At 73.7% G+C, this 18,346-nt stretch carries 13 protein-coding genes; 10 read left to right on the top strand and 3 right to left on the bottom strand.

The genetic code is table 11. The features are described 5' to 3' along the window. Nucleotides 1-133: 133 nt before the first annotated feature. Genes AB0C87_RS17000 through AB0C87_RS16970 form a run of 7 tightly spaced genes read left to right on the top strand, consistent with a single transcriptional unit; the run spans nt 134 to nt 6,615 of the window. A complete protein-coding gene (locus AB0C87_RS17000) occupies nt 134-985 on the top strand; it encodes an ABC transporter permease (protein ID WP_360578344.1) in 852 nt (283 codons plus the stop codon). After that, nucleotides 982-1,800 (top strand): ABC transporter ATP-binding protein, encoded by an 819-nt coding sequence (locus AB0C87_RS16995; RefSeq protein ID WP_360578342.1) that lies wholly within the window; start codon nt 982-984, stop codon nt 1,798-1,800. Before AB0C87_RS17000 ends, AB0C87_RS16995 begins: the two co-directional genes overlap by 4 nt. A 16-nt stretch (nt 1,801-1,816) precedes the next feature. Further along, on the top strand, nt 1,817-3,385 hold the full coding sequence (locus AB0C87_RS16990; RefSeq protein WP_353831253.1) for an FAD-binding protein: 1,569 nt from the start codon (nt 1,817-1,819) through the stop codon (nt 3,383-3,385). Next, nucleotides 3,382-3,726: a ferredoxin family protein gene (locus tag AB0C87_RS16985; protein ID WP_360578340.1), complete on the top strand. Its 345-nt coding sequence runs from the start codon at nt 3,382-3,384 to the stop codon at nt 3,724-3,726. The genes AB0C87_RS16990 and AB0C87_RS16985 overlap by 4 nt, the downstream gene beginning before the upstream one ends. A 35-nt stretch (nt 3,727-3,761) precedes the next feature. Further along, a complete protein-coding gene (locus AB0C87_RS16980; protein WP_345172205.1) occupies nt 3,762-4,733 on the top strand; it encodes an ABC transporter substrate-binding protein in 972 nt (323 codons plus the stop codon). Next, a complete protein-coding gene (locus tag AB0C87_RS16975; RefSeq protein ID WP_345172207.1) occupies nt 4,730-6,280 on the top strand; it encodes an FAD-binding protein in 1,551 nt (516 codons plus the stop codon). Before AB0C87_RS16980 ends, AB0C87_RS16975 begins: the two co-directional genes overlap by 4 nt. Continuing rightward, entirely contained in the window at nt 6,277-6,615 is a 339-nt protein-coding gene (locus AB0C87_RS16970) for a ferredoxin family protein (RefSeq protein ID WP_345172210.1), read from the top strand. The genes AB0C87_RS16975 and AB0C87_RS16970 overlap by 4 nt, the downstream gene beginning before the upstream one ends. Before the next feature lie 82 nt (nt 6,616-6,697). On the opposite strand, the gene AB0C87_RS16965 is transcribed toward AB0C87_RS16970, so the two are convergent. Further along, entirely contained in the window at nt 6,698-7,804 is a 1,107-nt protein-coding gene (locus AB0C87_RS16965) for an epoxide hydrolase family protein (protein ID WP_360578337.1), read from the bottom strand. A gap of 160 nt (nt 7,805-7,964) precedes the next feature. Then, entirely contained in the window at nt 7,965-8,741 is a 777-nt protein-coding gene (locus AB0C87_RS16960) for a phosphotransferase (protein ID WP_360578335.1), read from the bottom strand. Nucleotides 8,742-8,894: 153 nt separating this feature from the next. Here AB0C87_RS16960 and AB0C87_RS16955 point away from each other — a divergent pair, with 153 nt between their 5' ends. Further along, on the top strand, nt 8,895-9,362 hold the full coding sequence (locus AB0C87_RS16955; RefSeq protein ID WP_360578333.1) for a hypothetical protein: 468 nt from the start codon (nt 8,895-8,897) through the stop codon (nt 9,360-9,362). Nucleotides 9,363-9,395: 33 nt separating this feature from the next. On the opposite strand, the gene AB0C87_RS16950 is transcribed toward AB0C87_RS16955, so the two are convergent. Continuing rightward, nucleotides 9,396-14,168, bottom strand: coding sequence for a HEAT repeat domain-containing protein (locus AB0C87_RS16950; protein ID WP_360578331.1), 4,773 nt, complete (start codon nt 14,166-14,168; stop codon nt 9,396-9,398). A 156-nt stretch (nt 14,169-14,324) separates the two neighbouring features. Between AB0C87_RS16950 and AB0C87_RS16945 the strand changes: the two genes are divergently transcribed. Beyond that, nucleotides 14,325-16,169 carry a serine/threonine-protein kinase gene (locus AB0C87_RS16945; RefSeq protein ID WP_360578329.1) on the top strand — a complete coding sequence of 615 codons (1,845 nt, stop codon included), beginning with the start codon at nt 14,325-14,327 and terminating at the stop codon, nt 16,167-16,169. A gap of 69 nt (nt 16,170-16,238) precedes the next feature. Beyond that, nucleotides 16,239-18,230, top strand: coding sequence for an NAD-dependent DNA ligase LigA (ligA, locus tag AB0C87_RS16940; protein ID WP_360578327.1), 1,992 nt, complete (start codon nt 16,239-16,241; stop codon nt 18,228-18,230). The last annotated feature ends 116 nt before the right edge of the window (nt 18,231-18,346 follow it).

Below are 18,346 nucleotides of genomic sequence, written 5' to 3'. Positions count from 1 at the left end.
TGCAGCGCGTCCTGTTGAGCCGCTCTTTCGTGCTCCGACGCCACTGATCGGCGAACCCCCTCCATCACCGGCTGCCCCTTGGCGCCGCGCCCCCTGCCGCCTTCCTTCCGCTGCCCCCTCCCGGAGGTGCCTCGTGTCCACCCATCTGCTCGATCCACCGCGCTCGGCGATCCCCGAAGCGGCGGCGCGCCCCGCGGTCGCCGCCCGTTCCGGGGCCGTGCTGCTGTCCCTGCTGCGCCGGGCCCGCAAGGTCAGCGGGCTCGTCGTCGTCCTCGCGCTGTGGGAGGCCGGCGCCCGCGCGGGCTGGCTCGGCAGCACGACCCCGCCGCTCAGCGACGTCGCCGTCCGCGGCTGGGAGATGGCGTCGTCGGGCGCGCTGTTCCAGAACCTCGGAGTGTCGCTGGGGCGGGTGCTGAAGGGCCTGGCCGTCGGGCTGCCGGCGGGGCTCGTCCTCGGGCTGCTCTCCGGGCTGTTCAGGATCAGCGAGGACGTCATCGACGCCCCGGTCCAGGCGGTCCGGATGCTTCCGCACCTCGCGCTGGTCCCGCTGTTCATCATCTGGTTCGGGATCGGCGAGACGTCCAAGGTCGGCCTGATCGCGGTCGGCGTCGTGTTCCCGCTCTACATCAACGTGTTCCACGGCATCCGGGGCGTGGACGAGCGGCTGGTCGAGTCGGCCCGCACCTGCGGGCTCGGCCGTCTCGGCCTCATCCGGAAGGTCATCCTCCCGGGGGCGCTCCCGCAGATCCTCGTCGGCCTGCGCCTGTCGCTCGGCGTCGCCTGGCTGACGCTCGTCGTCGTGGAGCAGTCCGCGACGGCCAGCGGCATCGGCTTCCTCATCAACCAGGCCACCCAGTTCCTGCAGATGGAGACCGTCTTCCTGCTGCTCGTGGTGTACGCGCTGCTCGGCGTGTCGACGGACCTGCTGGTGCGGCTCGTCGAGCGGCGCGCCCTGGCGTGGCGGCGGGGGCTGGTGGCGCGATGACGACGACGGTTGCGCAAGGGGTCCGCGTCCGCGGGCTCCGGCGGGTGTTCGGCGAGCGCGCCGTCCTGGACGGCGTGGACCTCGACATCGCGCCCGGCGAGTTCGTCGCGCTGCTCGGCGCGAGCGGCTCCGGGAAGAGCACGCTGCTGCGGGCGCTGGCCGGGCTGGACGGCGAGGGGGGCGGCGAGATCGACGTCCCCGGCAGGCGGGCCGTCGTCTACCAGGAGCACCGCCTGCTGCCCTGGAGCCGGGTGTGGGGCAACGTGGTCCTGGGCCTGCGAGGACGAAACCTGCGCGAGCGGGCCGAGGCGGCCTTGGCCGAGGTGGGGCTGACGGCGCGTGCCGACGCGTGGCCGCTCACCCTGTCCGGCGGCGAGTCCCAGCGCGTCGCGCTGGCACGGGCGCTGGTGCGGACGCCCGACCTTCTCCTGCTCGACGAACCGTTCGGGGCCCTGGACGCGCTCACCAGGCTCAACGCCCAGGCGCTCGTAGCCGACCTGTGGGCCGAGCACCGGCCGGCGGTCCTGCTGGTCACCCACGACGTCGAGGAGGCGCTCCTGCTCGCCGACCGCGCGCTGCTGCTCGCGGACGGCCGGATCGAACGGGAGTACACCGTGGACCTTCCCCGGCCGCGGTCGCTGGACGATCCGGGGTTCATCGCGCTGCGGCGCGACCTGCTCGACGGCCTCGGCGTGCGCACCGTCCTCCAGCCCCCGCCCACCGCCATTCAATCGACGAGCTCCGCTCGACGGACCGTCCTCCAGCCCCCGCCCACCGCCATTCAACCGACGAGCTCCGCTCGACCGACCGTCTGACCGCCAAGGAGGCATCATGACCGACCTGACCGCCGACGTGCTCGTCGCGGGCGGCGGCCCCGCCGGCGCGTGGGCCGCGATCAAGGCTGCGGAGGCCGGCGCCGACGTCGTCCTCGCCGACAAGGGGTACCTCGGGACGAGCGGCGCGACGGCGTCGGCGGGCACCGGCGTCTGGTACGTCGAGCCGGAGCCGGAGGCCCGGGAGGCGGCCATGGCCGGCCGCGAGGCGCTCGGCGGGTACCTCGCCGACCGCGGGTGGATGGCCCGCGTCCTCGACCAGACGTACGCGAACATGAACGAGCTGGCCGAGATCTCCCGGTACCCGTTCCCGGTGGACGGGAACGGCCGCCAGATCCGGCGCGGGCTGCAGGGCCCCGAGTACATGCGGCGGATGCGCGTGCGGGTCCGCCGGTCGGGGGTGCGGGTCCTCGACCACAGCCCGGTCACCGAGCTGCTCGCGGACGGCGCCGGGGCCGTCGCCGGCGCCGCCGGGTACCGCCTGCGCGACGACCGGCCGTTCCGGGTCCGGGCGGGCGCGGTCGTGCTCGCCACCGGCGGGTGCGCCTTCCTCAGCAGGGCGCTGGGCTGCGACGTCAACACCGGGGACGGCGCCCTGTTCGCGGCGGAGGCGGGCGCGGAGCTGTCCGGGATGGAGTTCTCCAACGCCTACGCGATCGCCCCGGCCTTCACGTCCGTGACCAAGACGGCGTTCTACTCGTTCGCCACCTTCTACCATGCGGACGGGACGGTCCTGGAAGGCGCGGGCAGCCGGCGGGGACGATCGGTGATCGCCCGGACGCTGCTCAGCGAACCCGTCCTGTGCCGCATCGACCGGGCCACGCCCGAGGACCGGCGGGCGATGCGGCTGGCGCAGCCGAACTTCTTCCTCCCGTTCGACCGGCAGGGCATCGACCCGTTCACCGACCTGTTCCCCGTCACGCTGCTCGCCGAGGGGACCGTCCGCGGCACCGGCGGCATCCGGATCGCCGGCGCCGACTGCTCGACCTCGGTGCCCGGCCTGTACGCGGCGGGGGACGCCGCCACCCGCGAGCTGATCTGCGGCGGCTTCACCGGCGGCGGAAGCCACAACGCCGCGTGGGCGATGTCGTCCGGCACCTGGGCCGGGCAGGGCGCCGCCCGGTACGCCGCCGCGCTGGGCGGACGGGCCGGAGCGCGGACCGTGCACGCCCTCGGCGAGGCGGGCGTCCGCCCGGAGGGCCCGGCGGCGGGCGGCCACGCCGACTACGTCGCCGCCGTCCAGGCCGAGGTGCTGCCCTACGACAAGAACCTGCTGCGGCACGGCGGGCGCCTCGCCCCGGCCCTGGACACCCTGGACCGGACGTGGCGGCAGCTGCGCGGCACGCTGCGCGAGGAGGGCGCCGGGGTCGTGCGCGCGCGGTCGGCCGCCGCCATGACCGCGCACGCCCGCTGGATGTACCGCGCCGCGCTCACCCGCACCGAGACGCGGGGCATGCACAAGCGCCAGGACCTGCCCGACCAGGACCCGGCCCAGCACCGCCGGCTCCTCACCGGAGGCCTGGACGAGATCTGGACGCGTCCGGAGACCGGAGCGGTGGCGTCGTGATCGAGATCGTCTCGCGGAAGCGGTGCATCGCCTGCGACAAGTGCGTGGACGTGTGCCCGACGAACGTCTTCGACCGCGGCGCGGACGGCGTCCCCGTCGTCGCCCGGCAGAGCGACTGCCAGACCTGCTTCATGTGCGAGGCGTACTGCCCGGTCGACGCCCTGTTCGTCGACCCGCGCTCGCACGCGCTGCCCGAGCCCCCGGACGAGGCGGCGCTCGCCGCGGACGGGACGCTCGGCGCCTACCGGGCGCAGATCGGCTGGGGCCGCGGGCGCACGCCCGGCGCCCGGCTCGCCATCGGCCCGTCGCTGGATTCCGCGGGCGCCCCCCTCACCTCCTGACCCCGACCCGAACGACCCCCATGAAAGGCGACACCGTGAGATTCCCCCGAGTTCTGGCCGCCGGCCTCCTCGTCCTCGCCGCGACGGCGTGCGGCTCCTCCGAGGCCGACAGCGGCTCCGGGACGCTCCGCATCGGAGTGATCGGGTCGGGGGTCGGCAACAAGCTGACCCGCGCCGTCGGCTTCCTCGACCAGCGCGGCGAGCTGCTGCCGGAGCTGAAGGCCGCCGGCATCACCAAGATCAAGGTCGCGACGTTCCCGAACGGCCCCGACCTGAACCAGGCCCTCGCCGGAGGCTCCCTCGACATCGGCCAATACGGCGACACCCCTGCCCTCATCGGCCGGGGGCAGGGCCTGCCGACCCGGCTGCTGTCGCTCAACTCGATCCGCCTGGACGCCGCGATCGTCGCCCGGAAGGAGGGCGGACCGGCGTCCCTCAAGGACCTGGAGGGCAAGCGGATCGGCGTCCAGACGGGCTCCTACATCCACCGCTACCTGCTCGGCGCCCTGAAGCAGGCCGGGGTGAAGCCGAAGGAGATCATCCACATGTACACGCCCGCGATCGTCGCGGCGCTGGAGAAGAACTCGATCGACGCGGGAGGCCTGGTCTCCGCCGACCAGGTCGCGCAGGAGCAGAAGGGCTACAAGTCGATCGACATCGCGTCCCGGGACCATCCGGACCTGCTCGGGACGTCCGTCACCGTCGTGACGGAGAAGTACCTGGCGGGACACAAGGACATCGTCCAGGTGTGGCAGAAGGCCGAGACCAAGGCCGCGCGGGTCGCCAAGGCGGACTGGCCCGGCTACACCGCCTACGTGGCGCGGACCGGCGGCTACGCCGCCGACGTCTCGGTCAAGACGACGCTGAAGGACCAGCTGCCCGACGAGCCCTTCCCGGCGGAGGGGCTGAAGCTGCTCGAAGGGACCAAGACGTTCCTCGTCCAGCAGGCGCTGATCAAGAAGGACTACGCCCTCGAATCCTGGCTGGCGCCCGGGGCCAGGCCGTGACCCCGCAGGACACCGACGTCCTCGTCCTCGGCGGCGGGCCCGCCGGGGCGTGGGCGGCGCTCGCCGCGGCCGGCGCCGGGGCCAGGGTCGTCCTCGCGGACAAGGGCTACTGCGGCACCAGCGGGCCGACCGCGTCGGGCGGCAACAACCTCTGGCACGTCCCGCCGGACGGGGAGGCGCGGGCACGGGCGGTCGACGGGCGCTTCGAGCAGAGCGGCCGGCTCGCCGACCGCCGCACCATGGCGCGCGTCCTGGACGAGACCTACCGCCGGGTCGACGACCTCGCCTCCTTCGGATACCCGTTCCCCGTCGACGAGGACGGGGTCGAGCGGCGGGGCAGCCTCCAGGGGCCCGAGTACATGAAGCGGATGCGGCGCCGGGTGCACAGATCGGGCGTGACGATCCTCGATCACCACCCCGCCCTGCGCCTGCTCGTGGACGACTGGGGCGTCGCGGCCGGCGCGTCCGGCATCGCCCGCCAGAAGGGCGGCGAGACCTGGACCGTCCGCGCGGGCGCGGTCGTCCTCGCCACCGGAGGCTGCGCGTTCCTGTCCGGCGCGTTCGGCACCAACGTCGACACCGGGGACGGGCACCTGATGGCCGCCGAACTGGGCGCCGAGCTGTCGGGCATGGAGTTCTCCAGCGCCTACGCGTTCTCGCCGGCGCACGGTTCGCACACCAAGGGCCTGATGATGCAGTTCGCGACGTACTACACCGAACGCGGCGTCCCGATCGACGTGCCGGATCCGCTCGGTGCCAGGATCCGCGTCGCGGAGCGGCTCGCGGCGGGGGAGAAGGTGTACGCGCGGCTGGACAGGGCGCCCCCGCAGCTCCACGAGGCGATGCGCCAGGCCCAGCCGAACTACTTCCTGCCACTGGACAAGGCGGGGATCGACCCCTTCCGCGACCGGTACGAGCTGCGCATGGTGCTGGAGGGCACGGTTCGCGGGACGGGCGGCCTGCGGATCGTCGGCGACGACTGCGCGACGACCGTCCCCGGCCTGTACGCCGCCGGCGACGTCGCGACGCGGGAACTGGTGTCCGGCGCCGTCAGCGGGGGCGGCGCCTACAACGGGGCATGGGCGATCTCGTCGGGCACCTGGGCCGGCCGCGGAGCCGCCGAGTTCGCGGTGGGACGGGCGCGTCCCCACGCCGTCCCGGCCGGGCGCGCCGGCCTGCGCCCCGGACGGCTCGACGCGGCGACCGTCATCAGGGCCGTGCAGGACGAGATGCTGCCGCTCGACCGCAACCTCTTCCGGACGCGGGACGGGCTTCGCGCCTCGCTGGCCGTCCTCGACGCGCTGTGGGAGCGGATCACGTCCCAGGGCATCGCCGGAACCGGTCGCGAACGCCTCCGCGCGAGGTCGGCGGCGGCGATGACGGCGCACGCCCGGTGGAGCTACCGCGCCGCTCTGGCCCGTCCCGAGTCCCGGGGCATGCACCGGCTGGAGGGCCTCCCGCAACTGCCGCGGTACGAGCACCGGCGCCTCGTCGGCGGCCTGGACGAACCGTGGACGGCCCCCGAGCCCCAGGAGGCGCCGGCATGATCGAGGTGGTGAGCGCGGGGCGCTGCGTGCGGTGCGACGTGTGCGTCAAGGTGTGCCCGACGGACGTGTTCGACCGCGGTCCGGACGGCGTTCCGGTGATCGCCCGGCAGAGCGACTGCCAGACGTGCTTCATGTGCGAGGCCCACTGCCCGACGGACGCCCTCTACGTCGCGCCGTTCACGGGTCCGGCCCCGGAGGGCTCGCCCCACACCGACGAGGACGCGCTGGCCGACGCGTTCGGCGACTACCGGCGCATCGTCGGCTGGGGCCGCGGCCGCACCCCCGGCAGCCGCGCGGACCGCAACCACGTCTTCACCGAACGCCTCGGCCCCTGACCTCCGCATGAGGCCGACCGGCCCCAGGCCGGGCGATCGGCCGCGAACTCCCGGGCCGAGGGGTTCGCGGCTGTCGGCGTCCCTAGCGGGTGGCGACCGGATCGTCGTCCTTGGCGAGGGCGAGGAAGAAGTCGCGGACGTCCTCGGCGAACGGCTCCGGCACCTCCATCGCGGCGAAGTGGCCGCCGCGTTCGAACTCCGACCAGTGCCTGATGTCGTACAGCCGCTCGGCCAGCGGCCGCACCGACTGCGTGATGTCGCGCGGGAGGACCGCCACGCCGACCGGCGCCCGGCACGGCTCGGTCCGCCGCGGGGCGTCGTGGTGCAGCCGCGCCGAGGAGGCCGCGGTGGCGGTGAGCCAGTACAGCGAGACGTCGGTGAGCATCCGGTCGTCGTCGATCTGCGAGCGAGGGTCCGTCCACTCCGCGAAGCGCTCGGCGATCCAGGCCAGCTGGCCGACCGGCGAGTCGGTCAGCGCGTAGCCGATGGTCTGCGGGGTGAGGGCCTGCAGCGCCTGGAAGGGCGGACGGTTCGCCATCAGCTGCCTGACCTTGGCCAGCCGGGCCTCGTCGGCCTCGGACAGTTCGATGCCGGCGTCCGGGGCCGGCCGGGTCGGCAGGTAGTTGACGTGGACGCCGACGACCCGCTCGGGGGCGACGGCGCCGAGCGCCAAGGAGACGCCCGATCCGAAGTCGCCGCCCTGCGCGCCGTAGCGCTCGTATCCGAGACGGCGCATCAGCTCGGCCCAGGCCCGCGCGATCCTGACGACGTCCCAGCCGCGCTCGTGGGTCGGGCCGGAGAAGCCGAACCCGGGAAGGGACGGGATCACCAGGTGGAAGTCGCGGGACAGCGGCTCGATCACGTCGAGGAACTCTAGGAACGAGCCGGGCCAGCCGTGGGTGAGGACCAGCGCGAGCGCGTCCGGCCTCGGCGACCGGACGTGCACGAAGTGGATGTTCTGTCCCTCGATCTCGGTGGTGAAGTGCGGAAGCTCGTTGAGCCGCGCCTCGTGCTCGCGCCAGTCGTAGCCGGTGCGCCAGTGCTCGGCCAGTTCCTTGAGCCGCGCCAGCGGGAAGCCGTAGTCCCACCCGGCGTCGGCGACCTCGTTGGGCCAGCGGGTGCGGGAGAGCCGGTCGGTCAGGTCGTCGAGGTCGGCCTGGGGGATGTCGATGCGGAACGGCTTGATCATGCTCTGACTCCAGAGATCGCCACTTCGTTGGTATTGCCAACGTTGGTGCTGCCAACTCTATCCGAAACTGTTGGTCGTGCCAACAATGAGGGATGGCGAGCGACATGGGCGGGGGGACAGCGCACGATCGACCGCGGCCCGAGGTGACGGAGATGGTCTCCTAGGCGCGCCAGAAGGAGGCGGGGAGTGCCTCGACCTCGGTCGCGGCCTGCTCCAGCTGCTCGGCGAACGGCCGCAGCGCGGTCTGGCCGGCGTCGACCAGGCGGCGGATGACGCCTGCCTGGCGGCGGGCCCGGCCGGCGACGACGCCCGCGAAGGCCGCGCGGTCGCCCTCGTAGCCGTAGCCGTCCAGCAGGAGGTGCAGACGCCGGGATCTGTCCTCGAACGCCGTGAACCCCTGGAACTCGGCGACGTGCCGGGCCTGGAGCGGCACCCAGGTCAGGGCCAGGTGCGCCAGGTCGAACTCGCGCGAGGAGGGGCCTGCCGTGTCCCAGTCGACGAACCCGGCGAGGCCGCCGGCCTCGGTCCACACCACGTTGTACGGCGAGGCGTCGTGATGGCCGATGACCAGTCCGGGCCGCCAGTTCTGCCCCGCGAACCAGGTCGCGTCCTCCGGGGGGACGAAGGACGCCGTCGCGTCGTGCAGCCGCCGCATCCACGCGGCCGCCTGCCGCAGGGCTCCGTCCGAATGAGGCCACGCCGGCCAGGGGTGGCGTTCACCGATGGTGTCGCCGTGCAGGAACGTCAGGACCTCGCGCCCCTGCCCGTCGTACCCCAGCACCCGGGGCGCGCCTTCGAACCCCACCGTTTCCAGGTGGCGCAGCACGGCGTGCACGGTGGACGTCCAGGGATTCGCGGGACGGTGCACGGTGTCACCGATGCGGACCCCGCCCACGTGCCTGCCGCCCGGCAGCGGGTGCTCCTCCATTCCGGCCATGTAACCTGCGGCCCCGCGCCCGCGCATCTGGTTTTCCAGGTGCGCCCTGCTCGGATCCCGATAATGGCGCGAACCTTTCCCCTGCGGGCGACCGTCAGACAGACGCGTGTTCCTCCAGTGTCCTTCCGTTGTCTTCTCTTCTCGGAGCTCCCCGTGACCAAAACGATCGCGATCCGACTGGCCGTGAGCGGCCTGCTCCTCATCGGCGCCGCCGCGTGCGACGGCGACGGCGGGAACGCGGCGGCCGGCTCCTCCTCCGCGCCCGCCGCGAGCACGCCCTCCGGGGGCACGACCGATGCGCCGCCGCCCTCCGCGGCGCCGCCCACGAGCGCCCGGCCGTCGCCGCCGCGGGCCACGCCGTCCGACCCCAAGATCACCAACAGCAGGCAGATCGTGATGATCGATCCGGACGGCAAGCGCTACACGTTCACGAGGATGGCGCAGATGGCCGCGGGCATGCGCGTCACCATGGGCGAGAACGCTCCGTCGGACTTCTGCGAGAAGTCCTACCGGCAGGGAGTTGAGGGAGGCGGGTCGTTCCCGGCGGGACGCGATGCCTTCCTGGCCGCCTGCCGAGAGGGATGGCGCAAGTCCGAACGCTGGATGCGGCAGCAGCAGTAGCGACCGGGCGGGACGCGGCGGTGATCGACGAGTTCAGGACCTGCGGGCCGAAGGTCCGGCAAGGGTCCGCGGACCGGCCGCCGCCCCGTCCTGAGCTTCGGTGATTCTGTCGAGCACTGTGGTGTAGATGTGCCGCTTGTCCGGGCGCGCCTTGCCGGCGGCGTGCCTGAGGGCGGGGACCGTCGGCGCCCCGAGAAGGACGAGCCCGTCGGAGACGGCCCTCCGGACGGCCGGGTGGGAGTGCGTGAGCAGGCCGACCAGCGCCGGGACGGCCGGCTTCCACGCCGCGTGGCACAAGGTCTTGACCGCTGAGCGCACGATGTCGGGTTGCCGGTCGTCCAGCAGCAGCACGGTGTGTTCGAGGTAGTCCTCGCGGTCCATCGCCTTCCGGGAGATCCGGTGGGCGTGGAGGCGCACCCGGGCCTCGGGATGGCCGAGCGACTCGGCCAGCAGCTCCCTGAACTCCGGATCGGGGTCCGCGGTCAGGTCCGCGCCGTGCCGGCGCGTGCGTGCGGGGTCGTCGTCGTGACTCTCGGCGAGCAGGGTCAGCGCCCGGCGGATCTGCTCGGGGCCGCCCGTACGGGCCAGCCGGAACAGGTCCGCGCGGGCCGGCCGTCGCGCGGCCTCCGGGACGGCCGGCCGGCTCCGGAGCGCCGAGAGAGCGGCGGAGTCCTGCTCGGCCGCGCCGGGACGGCGCAGCGGCTCGTCCACCAGCACGAGCTTGTCCGCGAGGTCGTGGCGTCCCTCCTCGCGTAGGCGCCGGTGCGCCCGCGCCAGCGTGGGGGTGCGCAGCAGCGCGACGCCGGAGACGAGATCGACCAGGCCCCAGTCTCCGTTGTCGAGCCGGCCGGACAGGGCCTCGGCCAGGACGTCGGGGTCCGCCTTGCGCAACGCTCGGCCGGCGGACGTGTGGAGGGAGCGTCCGCCGTGCTCCCACCATGCCGCCAGCAGCGGGATGAACCGGTCCACGTCCGGCGGATCCAGATGGGAGGCGACGCGGGCGATCCGTTCGCGAACCGCGTCGCCGCCGGAGTCGCGGTCTGCGGCCCGGCGCAGTTCGGTCTCGCTCACGAGCGTCAGGGCCTGCGCGAGGTCGCCGGAGACGGCGAGATCTACCCGGCCGTCGAGGAAGGCGTGCAGGACCGCGAGCCGGAACTCGGGTTCGGGCCAGCCCAGGATGGCGCGGGCGGCGGCTTCGCGCCGGTCCCGCGCGGGATCTTCCAGCAGCCTCAGGAGGCGCTCACGCTGAACCGTCGAACGGGGCTGGTCCCGGTCACCGGCACGAGACGCGCGGTCCGGCGCGGACCGGCGGGCGTCCTCCGCGATGGTCCACGGCGGTGCGTCGAGGGGCTGCAACTCGATCATCCAGTCCAGCAGAGGCCCGCGCACCTCCGTGTCGGCTTCGACGAACACCTCGATCAGTGCGTGGAGCCGGTCCCTCGAACCGATCGGGCTGTCGCCGAGGTCGGCGGGCCGGTCCGTGACGCGGAATCGCCGGAGGCCGTCAGGGGTTCGGGCGGCCGCGGACAGGGCGTCCCGCCACCGGCTCACGGCGGGAGGCTCGGACGTCTCGGCGCGACCGCTCGCGGCGGCGGCCCGTCCTGCCGCCCCGAACGCCTCGCGCAACACCTCCACCTCCGCCAGCCACGGGTTCGCGCCCGCGCGGGCGGCGGCCAGCGCCCGCCAGAGATCGGTGCGGGTCAGCACCGCGCCGCACCGGCGCAGCAGCACGAGGAGGGACCGGCCTCCCACGGCCTCCTGGGGCAGCGCGCGGATCCGAGCGGCGATGTCGAACCCGCTGGTGGAGGGCAGCCGCCCGACCGCGTCCTCCAGCAGCGCGAGAAGGCGGTCGCGATGAGCGTCGCCGATGTCGGCCAGCCCCGCCACGAGTGTCCGCGCGGACCGGGCGAAGGCCTCCGACTCACCGGCCGTCCACGGCGGGGGGCAGAGACGCGACACGAGCCGCAGGACCCGGCCGCGCTGTTCCGGCTCCTCGGCGGCCAGTTCCAGCCAGCGTTCCAGCATCGGCCGGAGCAGGCTCAGCCGTTCGGCGGTCGGCTCGGCGGAATCCCGATCGACCCTTCCGGCGAGGCGGCGTGCGATCTCGGTGTTCCAGCCGCGGTCCACCAGGGCGTCGATCTCAGCGTCCGGCAGGGCGGTCTGCGGTTCTTGCCGACGGCTCGGTGGCGTGATGCCGTGGGCCGCCATCCGGTCCGCCAGCTCCGCGGCCGTACCCGATCCAAGGGTGAGCCGGCGTGCGGCGGCGAGCGAGAGCAGGGCCGCCCCGGCCGGCGACCCCTGGTCGGCCAGGGCTCCGACGGCACGGGCGGACAGCGCCCCGTCGAGCCCCGCCGCCAGGAGGGCACGGGTGCGGTCGTCGGCGGCGCGGTCGTCGGCGGCGCGGTCGGCGGCGGCGACGACGGTCGCGGCGTAGGCGTCGCCGAGGATCGTCCGCAATGCCGCGACGAGCGCGCTTTGCAGGCCGGGGTTGTCGTGCCTTCCGAGCCAGAACAGCAGCTTCGGCACTGCCGCGGGGGCCCCGGCGTGGACCAGCGCGTTCGCGGCGGTCTTCTTGACGTTCATGTTGGGGTGGTCGAGGCAGGCGGCGATCGCCGCCGCGGCCCAGCACGCGCGCGCGTGCCCGAGCGCGAGCAGCGCCTGCCGCGCGGTCTGTACGTCGGAGGCGGCGGTGAGCGGGATCAGGCTCGCCGACAGCGCCTGCGCGTCCTCGCCGTCGGCGTCGCGGGCGAGGAGCGCGATCACGTGCTTGCGGACATGGCGGTCACGGTGGCGCAGCAGTGGATGCACCCGTGCCCTGATCCCGCGATGGGAGATCTGCAGGAGCAGGCTGAGCAGCACCATCTGTTCAGCCGCCGTCAGGTCAGGGCGGTCCAGCAGATCGAGCGCGATGCCGGCGACGAGCGCCTCGCCCGCCTCACGCGCGTCCGCGGCGTCCAGAAGACAGCGCGGCCTGATCTTTCCTCTCTCGTGGAGGCGGCCGCCGAGGTCGCGGACGGCCGCGACGACTTCCTGCGGCACCGCCGGCTCGGTGGCATCTGCGGACGCGCCCGGCGCCCAGGACGCCGCGAGATCGGCCACCACCCGCAGCAGGAGGTCGGCGACGGCCGGCACGGTCTCGGAGCCGGCGTTGCGCGCCAGCCTGCACAGGGCCTCGACCGGCTTCTCCGGGTCCAGGCCCGCGCGGAGCAGCGCCAGTTCCCGTTCGTCCGGGCCGCCGAGATCCGCGGCGATCCGGCCCGGCAGATCCCGCGGGGCGAGCCGGACCAGGATCGACCTTCGCTGGTCGGGGTCCTCGGTGAGATGCCACAGCACTTCCAGGGCCCGGTGGCGCACGGGCCGCAGGTGAGGCACCACCGCGACGCTGCCTTCGGGCCCGTCCAGGCCCAGACCGTCTCGCAGGGCGGTGACCGTCCGGGCTCCGCCCACGGCTTCGAGGGCCTCCACCGCTGCGGCGGGCGACCTGGGCAGCGCGGCGATGACGGCCTCTTCGGCGGCCGTGTGGCGCAGCGCGCGGATCGCCCGCAGGAACGGCCGGGCATCCGGCGCGGAGCGCAGCAGGTCAGTGACCTTCTCGCCCACCGGCAGGTCCCCGGTGCCCTGAGCGGCCAGAGCGACCAGGAGCTCCAGCCGGCGCGGCCAGTGCGGATCGTCCGCATCCGCGCCCATCAGCTCCTTGAGCGTCTCCTGCCGGGACGTGAACAGGACGGTGGCGACGTCGTCCGCGGGCACCGAGTGGTCGGCGACGGCCAGGCGCACGATCGCCGGGACGGCGTCGCCCGCCGGGAAGTGCCCGCGCCGGTGCAGCCCGCGCAGGCATCGCGTGACCGGCGCGGCGAGCAGGAGCGGGTCGGTGGCGGCGATGCTCACGAGATCGCCGATGTCGTCGCGGCTCGCGAGGTCTCCGAGCAGCTCCAGAGCCCGCTGACGGAGCCCTGGAGGCCGCCCTCGGTCGGCGGCCACGTCACGGAGCAGGTCCTGATGCCCATGGCGGGCCGCGGCTTCGATCGCCGCGGCGGCCACCGCGGGGACGGCGTCGCCCGGCCCGCCTTCGAGGAACCGGTAGAGGTGCTCCTGCGGCAGCGGATCCAACGCGGCCCAGGGCTCGGACAGCTCACGCAGCGCCGCCGCGGCGACGCCGGCCGCGGCGGCGCTCGCGGCGGGCTCCCCGGCGATCGTCCCGGTGAGCCCCACCACGAGGGTCCGGGCTCGCTCGGGCGCCAGCAGCCCCGCGCGCAGGGCCTCGCGGGTGACCCGCAGAGCCTCCGACCGCAGCACGGGGTCGAGCCGCCCCATCAGCTCCCGGGCGAGGCGCTCGGGTTCGTCGACGTCGGACACGCCGATCGTGCGGACGGCCTGGTAGAGCAGCTCGCCCGGGGGCTCGTCCCGCACGGTCTCCGGCCGGTCGGCGATCTCGGCGCTCAGCCACGCGATCTGGATCCGGACCGGCAGATCCGCCTTCCGCCACTGCGGCCAGGGCCGGTCCCGGAGGTGGGAGCGCAAGCGCGGACGAAGGTGCGCCAGGGCCAGGGACGCCTCCGGCGAACCGTCGACGGTTCCGGGCAACGACGCGGCGAACTCGGCCAGCTCGGAACGGTCCTCATCCCGTCCCGCCTCAAGGCGTTCGGCGAGGCACACGAGGCCGAGGGCCCGCAGGCGTGCGTCCTCGTGCCGGACGAGGAGCCGCAAGGTGGCGGGCGGGCACCGCGACGGATCGAGCGCGGCCGCGAGCCCGTCCGCGTCGGCGCAGCGTATGGCGGTGAGGACCGGGTCGTCGACCGACGTCATGCGCTCTCAACTCCAGCAGATCACGGATGCGCGCCAAGCGTAGCGAGCGCTCCGCGCCGCCCCCCGGCGGGTTCCGGGCGCCGGGGCGCGGCCCGTCCCGGACCCCGGCAAAGCCAGCAACGGGCGATCCGTCGACAAAGACCTCGTGTAAGAGCTGTGATCAACGATGACCGCCGCGCAGAATGGCCCCGGCTCCGGCACGGGAAGACGCAGGGGCCGCGCCGCGGGCGCTGCCACCGGACGACCGCCGTCACCGGGCTCGTCCTCGAGAAGACGATGATGTTCGACGAACCTGGGGCAGGTGAGATGTCCGGCACGGGACTCAGGGCGCTCAGGGCCGCCGATCCGGAACGGGTCGGGCCGTACCGGCTGCTGGCGCGGCTGGGAGCGGGCGGGATGGGTCAGGTCTACCTGGGCCGGTCCCAGGGCCGGCGGCTGGTGGCGGTGAAGGTCGTCCACCCTCACTTCTCCGACGACGCGGTGTTCCGGCGCCGGTTCACGAAGGAGATCGCGGCGGCGCGCCGCATCAAGGGCTTCTACACGGCGCAGGTGATCGACGCCGATGCCGACGCCGACCCGCCGTGGCTGGTCACGGAGTACATAGCGGGGCCGTCGCTGCAGGACGCCGTCGAGGAGAACGGCGCGCTGCCCGAGATCTCGGTGGCGGCGCTCGGCGCGGGGCTCGCCGAAGGGCTCCGGGCGGTGCACGAGCAGAACGTGATCCACCGGGACCTCAAGCCGGGGAACGTCCTGCTGGCCCAGGACGGGCCGCGGATCATCGACTTCGGCATCGCGCGCGCGATGGACGCGCCCACCCAGAGCCTGACCCTGGTGGGCACGCCCGGCTACATGTCGCCCGAACAGTTCCTGGGCGGCGACCTCGAACCGGCCAGCGACGTGTTCTGCCTCGCCGCGGTGCTGGCCTTCGCCGCGACCGGCCGCCATCCCTTCGGCGAAGGGCCGCCCGAGGCCCTCGGCTACCGGGTCCGCCACCAGAACCCGGACCTGGCGGACGTCCCGGCATCGCTGAGACCGCTGATCGCGGCCGGTCTGGAGAAGGACCCGCGCGGCCGCCCGGCGACCGGGGAGTTCCTGGACCGCTGCTCCGCGCTCGTCGCGGACGAGGGCATGCCCCTGCCGGAGACGTTCACCAGCATGATCGCTTCGCGGGTGGCCGAGACCGAGGTCTTCACGAGGAAGGGCGGCACGGGCGAACGCGGAGCGCGCCCGTCGCGGGCCGAGCGCGATCAGCCGCCCGCGGACCCGCGCCCGCCGTCGCCGAGCCCGTCGCCGCGCCCGGCGCCGGTGCGGGCGGAGCGTCGGCGGGAGCGTCCACCGGCCAGGCAGGCCGCGATGGTCCTGGCCGCGGTCGCGGGGGTCGTGCTCATCGCCGTGCTCATCGTCGTCGCCGGCAAGGGGGACTCGAAGGGCTCGAACAACGCCGACGCCGCGTCGACCTCGCCGACGAGCCGCTCGACCGGTCCCACGGGCGAGGGGAGCAGCCTCCGGCCGAGTCCGACCCCCGACAAGACCTGGAAGGCGTTCGACGACATCTCGGTCAACGACTGCTTGGACGCGTCCGGGGACCCCTGGAACCCCGGCGGGTGGCTCGGGGGCATGCCCCGCGCCGTCTCCTGCCGGGAGAGCGACGCCTACCTGAGGGTCACCGGCGTGGAGAAGACGAGCGGCGCGTGCGACGCCAAGCCGCTCAACGGAGAGTCCTACTGGGAGTCCCCGGCTCACGACGGCGAGAGAACCTATCTCTGTCTAGAACGGCGGTTCAGGAACGGTGAATGCTTCCTGGGCAAGAAGGGCAGCAAACCGGGCCTGGCGGCCATCAGCGGCTACGGTCTGATGACGTCGTGGAGATGCGGCAAGAGCGGCCTTCCAAAGGAATACGGCCGCGTCCTCCGGTTCACCGGTTATCACAAGAGCCGGTGCCCCCGCGGCTCCCTGACATGGGATTTCCGGCGAGGCGTCCTCTGCGCCAAGGTCGTCTGACGCGAAGATCGCGGTTCCGGCGGGGGAGCGGAGCGGCCGGTTGTCGGTGCCGTCGCGTTTAATCGAGGCGTGGACGTTGGAGAGCGCATCGCCGAGCTGACCGCCCAGGTCAAGCGACTGAACGATCTGTACTACGGCGCCGGCGACAGCCCGCTGCCGGACGCCGACTACGACGCGTTGAAGGACGAGCTGGCCGCGCTCGTCGCCGAGCATCCGGAGCTGGAGCCCGCCGACAGCCCGCTCGGCAAGGTCAACGCGCCCGCGGAGCTGACCGGTCCGACCGTGCGCCACGCGCGCCCGATGCTGTCGCTGGCCAAGGCGACGAGCGAGGAGCAGATCCGCACGTTCTGCGAGCGGTTCGGCGGCCAGGTCTTCCGCGTGTCGGAGAAGCTCGACGGGCTCTCGCTCAGCGTCGTCTACACCGACGGGACGCTCGACTACGTCGCCACGCGCGGCACCGGCGCGGTCGGCGAACTGGTGACCGAGAAGGTGCGCCACGTGATCCCGGGCCTGCCGGCCGAGATCGAGGAGCCCGGGCGCGTGGAGGTCCGCGGCGAGGCGGTGATGCTCCGGTCGGTCTGGACGGCCTACAACGAGGCGCACCCGGAGCGGATCCTGACCAACCCGCGCTCGGGAGCCGCCGGAACGCTGGTGCTCAAGGATCCCGAAGCGGCCGTGAAGGCCAAGCGCGTGCTGAGGTTCTTCGCGTTCGGCGCCGACCGCGACGGCGTCGCGATCGATGTCCCGGCGGGCTTCGAGTCGGTCGCCCAGTACGTGGGCGCCGGCGCCGAGGAGGTCATCGCCGCGATCGAGGAGATCGGCGGCCGCCGCGACGGTCTGGACTACGACATCGACGGCGCGGTCGTGCGGCTGCACGAGCCGGCGGCGTTCGACGCGGCGGGGTTCAACAGCGCCGAGCCGCGCGGAGCGATCGCGTTCAAGTACCCGCCGGAGGAGAAGCTGACGACGCTGCTGGCGGTCCAGTGGCCGGTCGGCAAGATCGGCCGCGTCCCGCCGCGCGCGAAGGTCGCGCCGGTGTTCGTCGGCGGCGTGACGGTGGAGAACATCACCCTGCACAACCCCCGGCTGATCCGCGAGCGCGACCTGCGGATCGGCGACACGGTGGCGGTCGTGCGGCGCGGCGACGTGATCCCGTTCGCGGGCCGCTCGCTGCCGGAGCGGCGCGACGGGAGCGAGATCGAGATCGTTCCGCCGACGCACTGCCCGTCATGCGACTCCGAACTGGAGGTCCGCGGCACCGGTGAGGAGCGCTGGTGCGTGAATCTTCAGTGCCCGGCGCAGGCGACGCGGCGGCTGATGCACTGGGCCTCGCGTCAGGCGGCCGACATGGAGGGCGTTGGCGACGTCTGGATCGAGAAGCTCGCCGAGGACGGCGTGCTCAAACACCGCAGCGACTTCTACGACCTGACGACCGAGCAGTTGCTGGGCTATGAGCGGATGGGCGAGGTCAGCGCCCAGAACATGGTCGACTCGATCGCGTCGTCCAAGGACGTGGGGCTGCGGCGCGCGCTGATCGGGCTGGCGATCCCGATGGCCTCCGAGGGCACGGCCAAGCGCCTGTGCCTGGCCGGCTACGAGCGCATCGAGGACGTCGCGGCGGCGACCGCCGAGGACCTGGTTGCCATCCGAGACATCGGACCCAAGGCCGCCGAGAGCATCGTGGCCTTCTTCGCCCGTCCGGAGGTCCAGGAGGAGATCGCCGCGCTGCGCGAGCGCGGCGTGAACCTCGACGTCCTGCCCGAGGACCGGCCCCTCGACGCGGCCGCCGCGGGCGACTCGCCCCTCAAGGGCAAGTCGGTCGTCATCACCGGCGCGTTCACCGACCCCCGCTCCGGCGCGAAGATCAGCCGCCCGGACGTCACCCGCCTGGTCGAGCAGGCCGCCGCGACGACCGCCTCCTCGGTCTCCGCCAGCACCGACTACCTGCTCGCCGGAGCCAACGTCGGAGCCGCCAAGACCGGCAAAGCCGAGAAGCTCGGCGTCACCGTCGTCCACCAGGACGAATTGTGGCGCTGGCTGACCGAAGCCGGCGTCATCTGACCGCGTCCGACTCCCCGGGAACCACCCGGTCGGGTCGGACGCCTTCCCTCGTCCCACGGCGCACAGCGGTGACGCCTGCCGTCACTGCCTTCGGGCAGGGCGAGCCGGGCTTCTCA

This window comes from Actinomadura sp. NPDC048021 (genome assembly GCF_040653135.1).
Lineage (GTDB): Bacteria > Actinomycetota > Actinomycetes > Streptosporangiales > Streptosporangiaceae > Spirillospora > Spirillospora verrucosospora.
The sequence above is the reverse complement of the archived record's forward strand: the minus strand, read 5'-3'. Positions and strand labels throughout refer to the sequence as shown.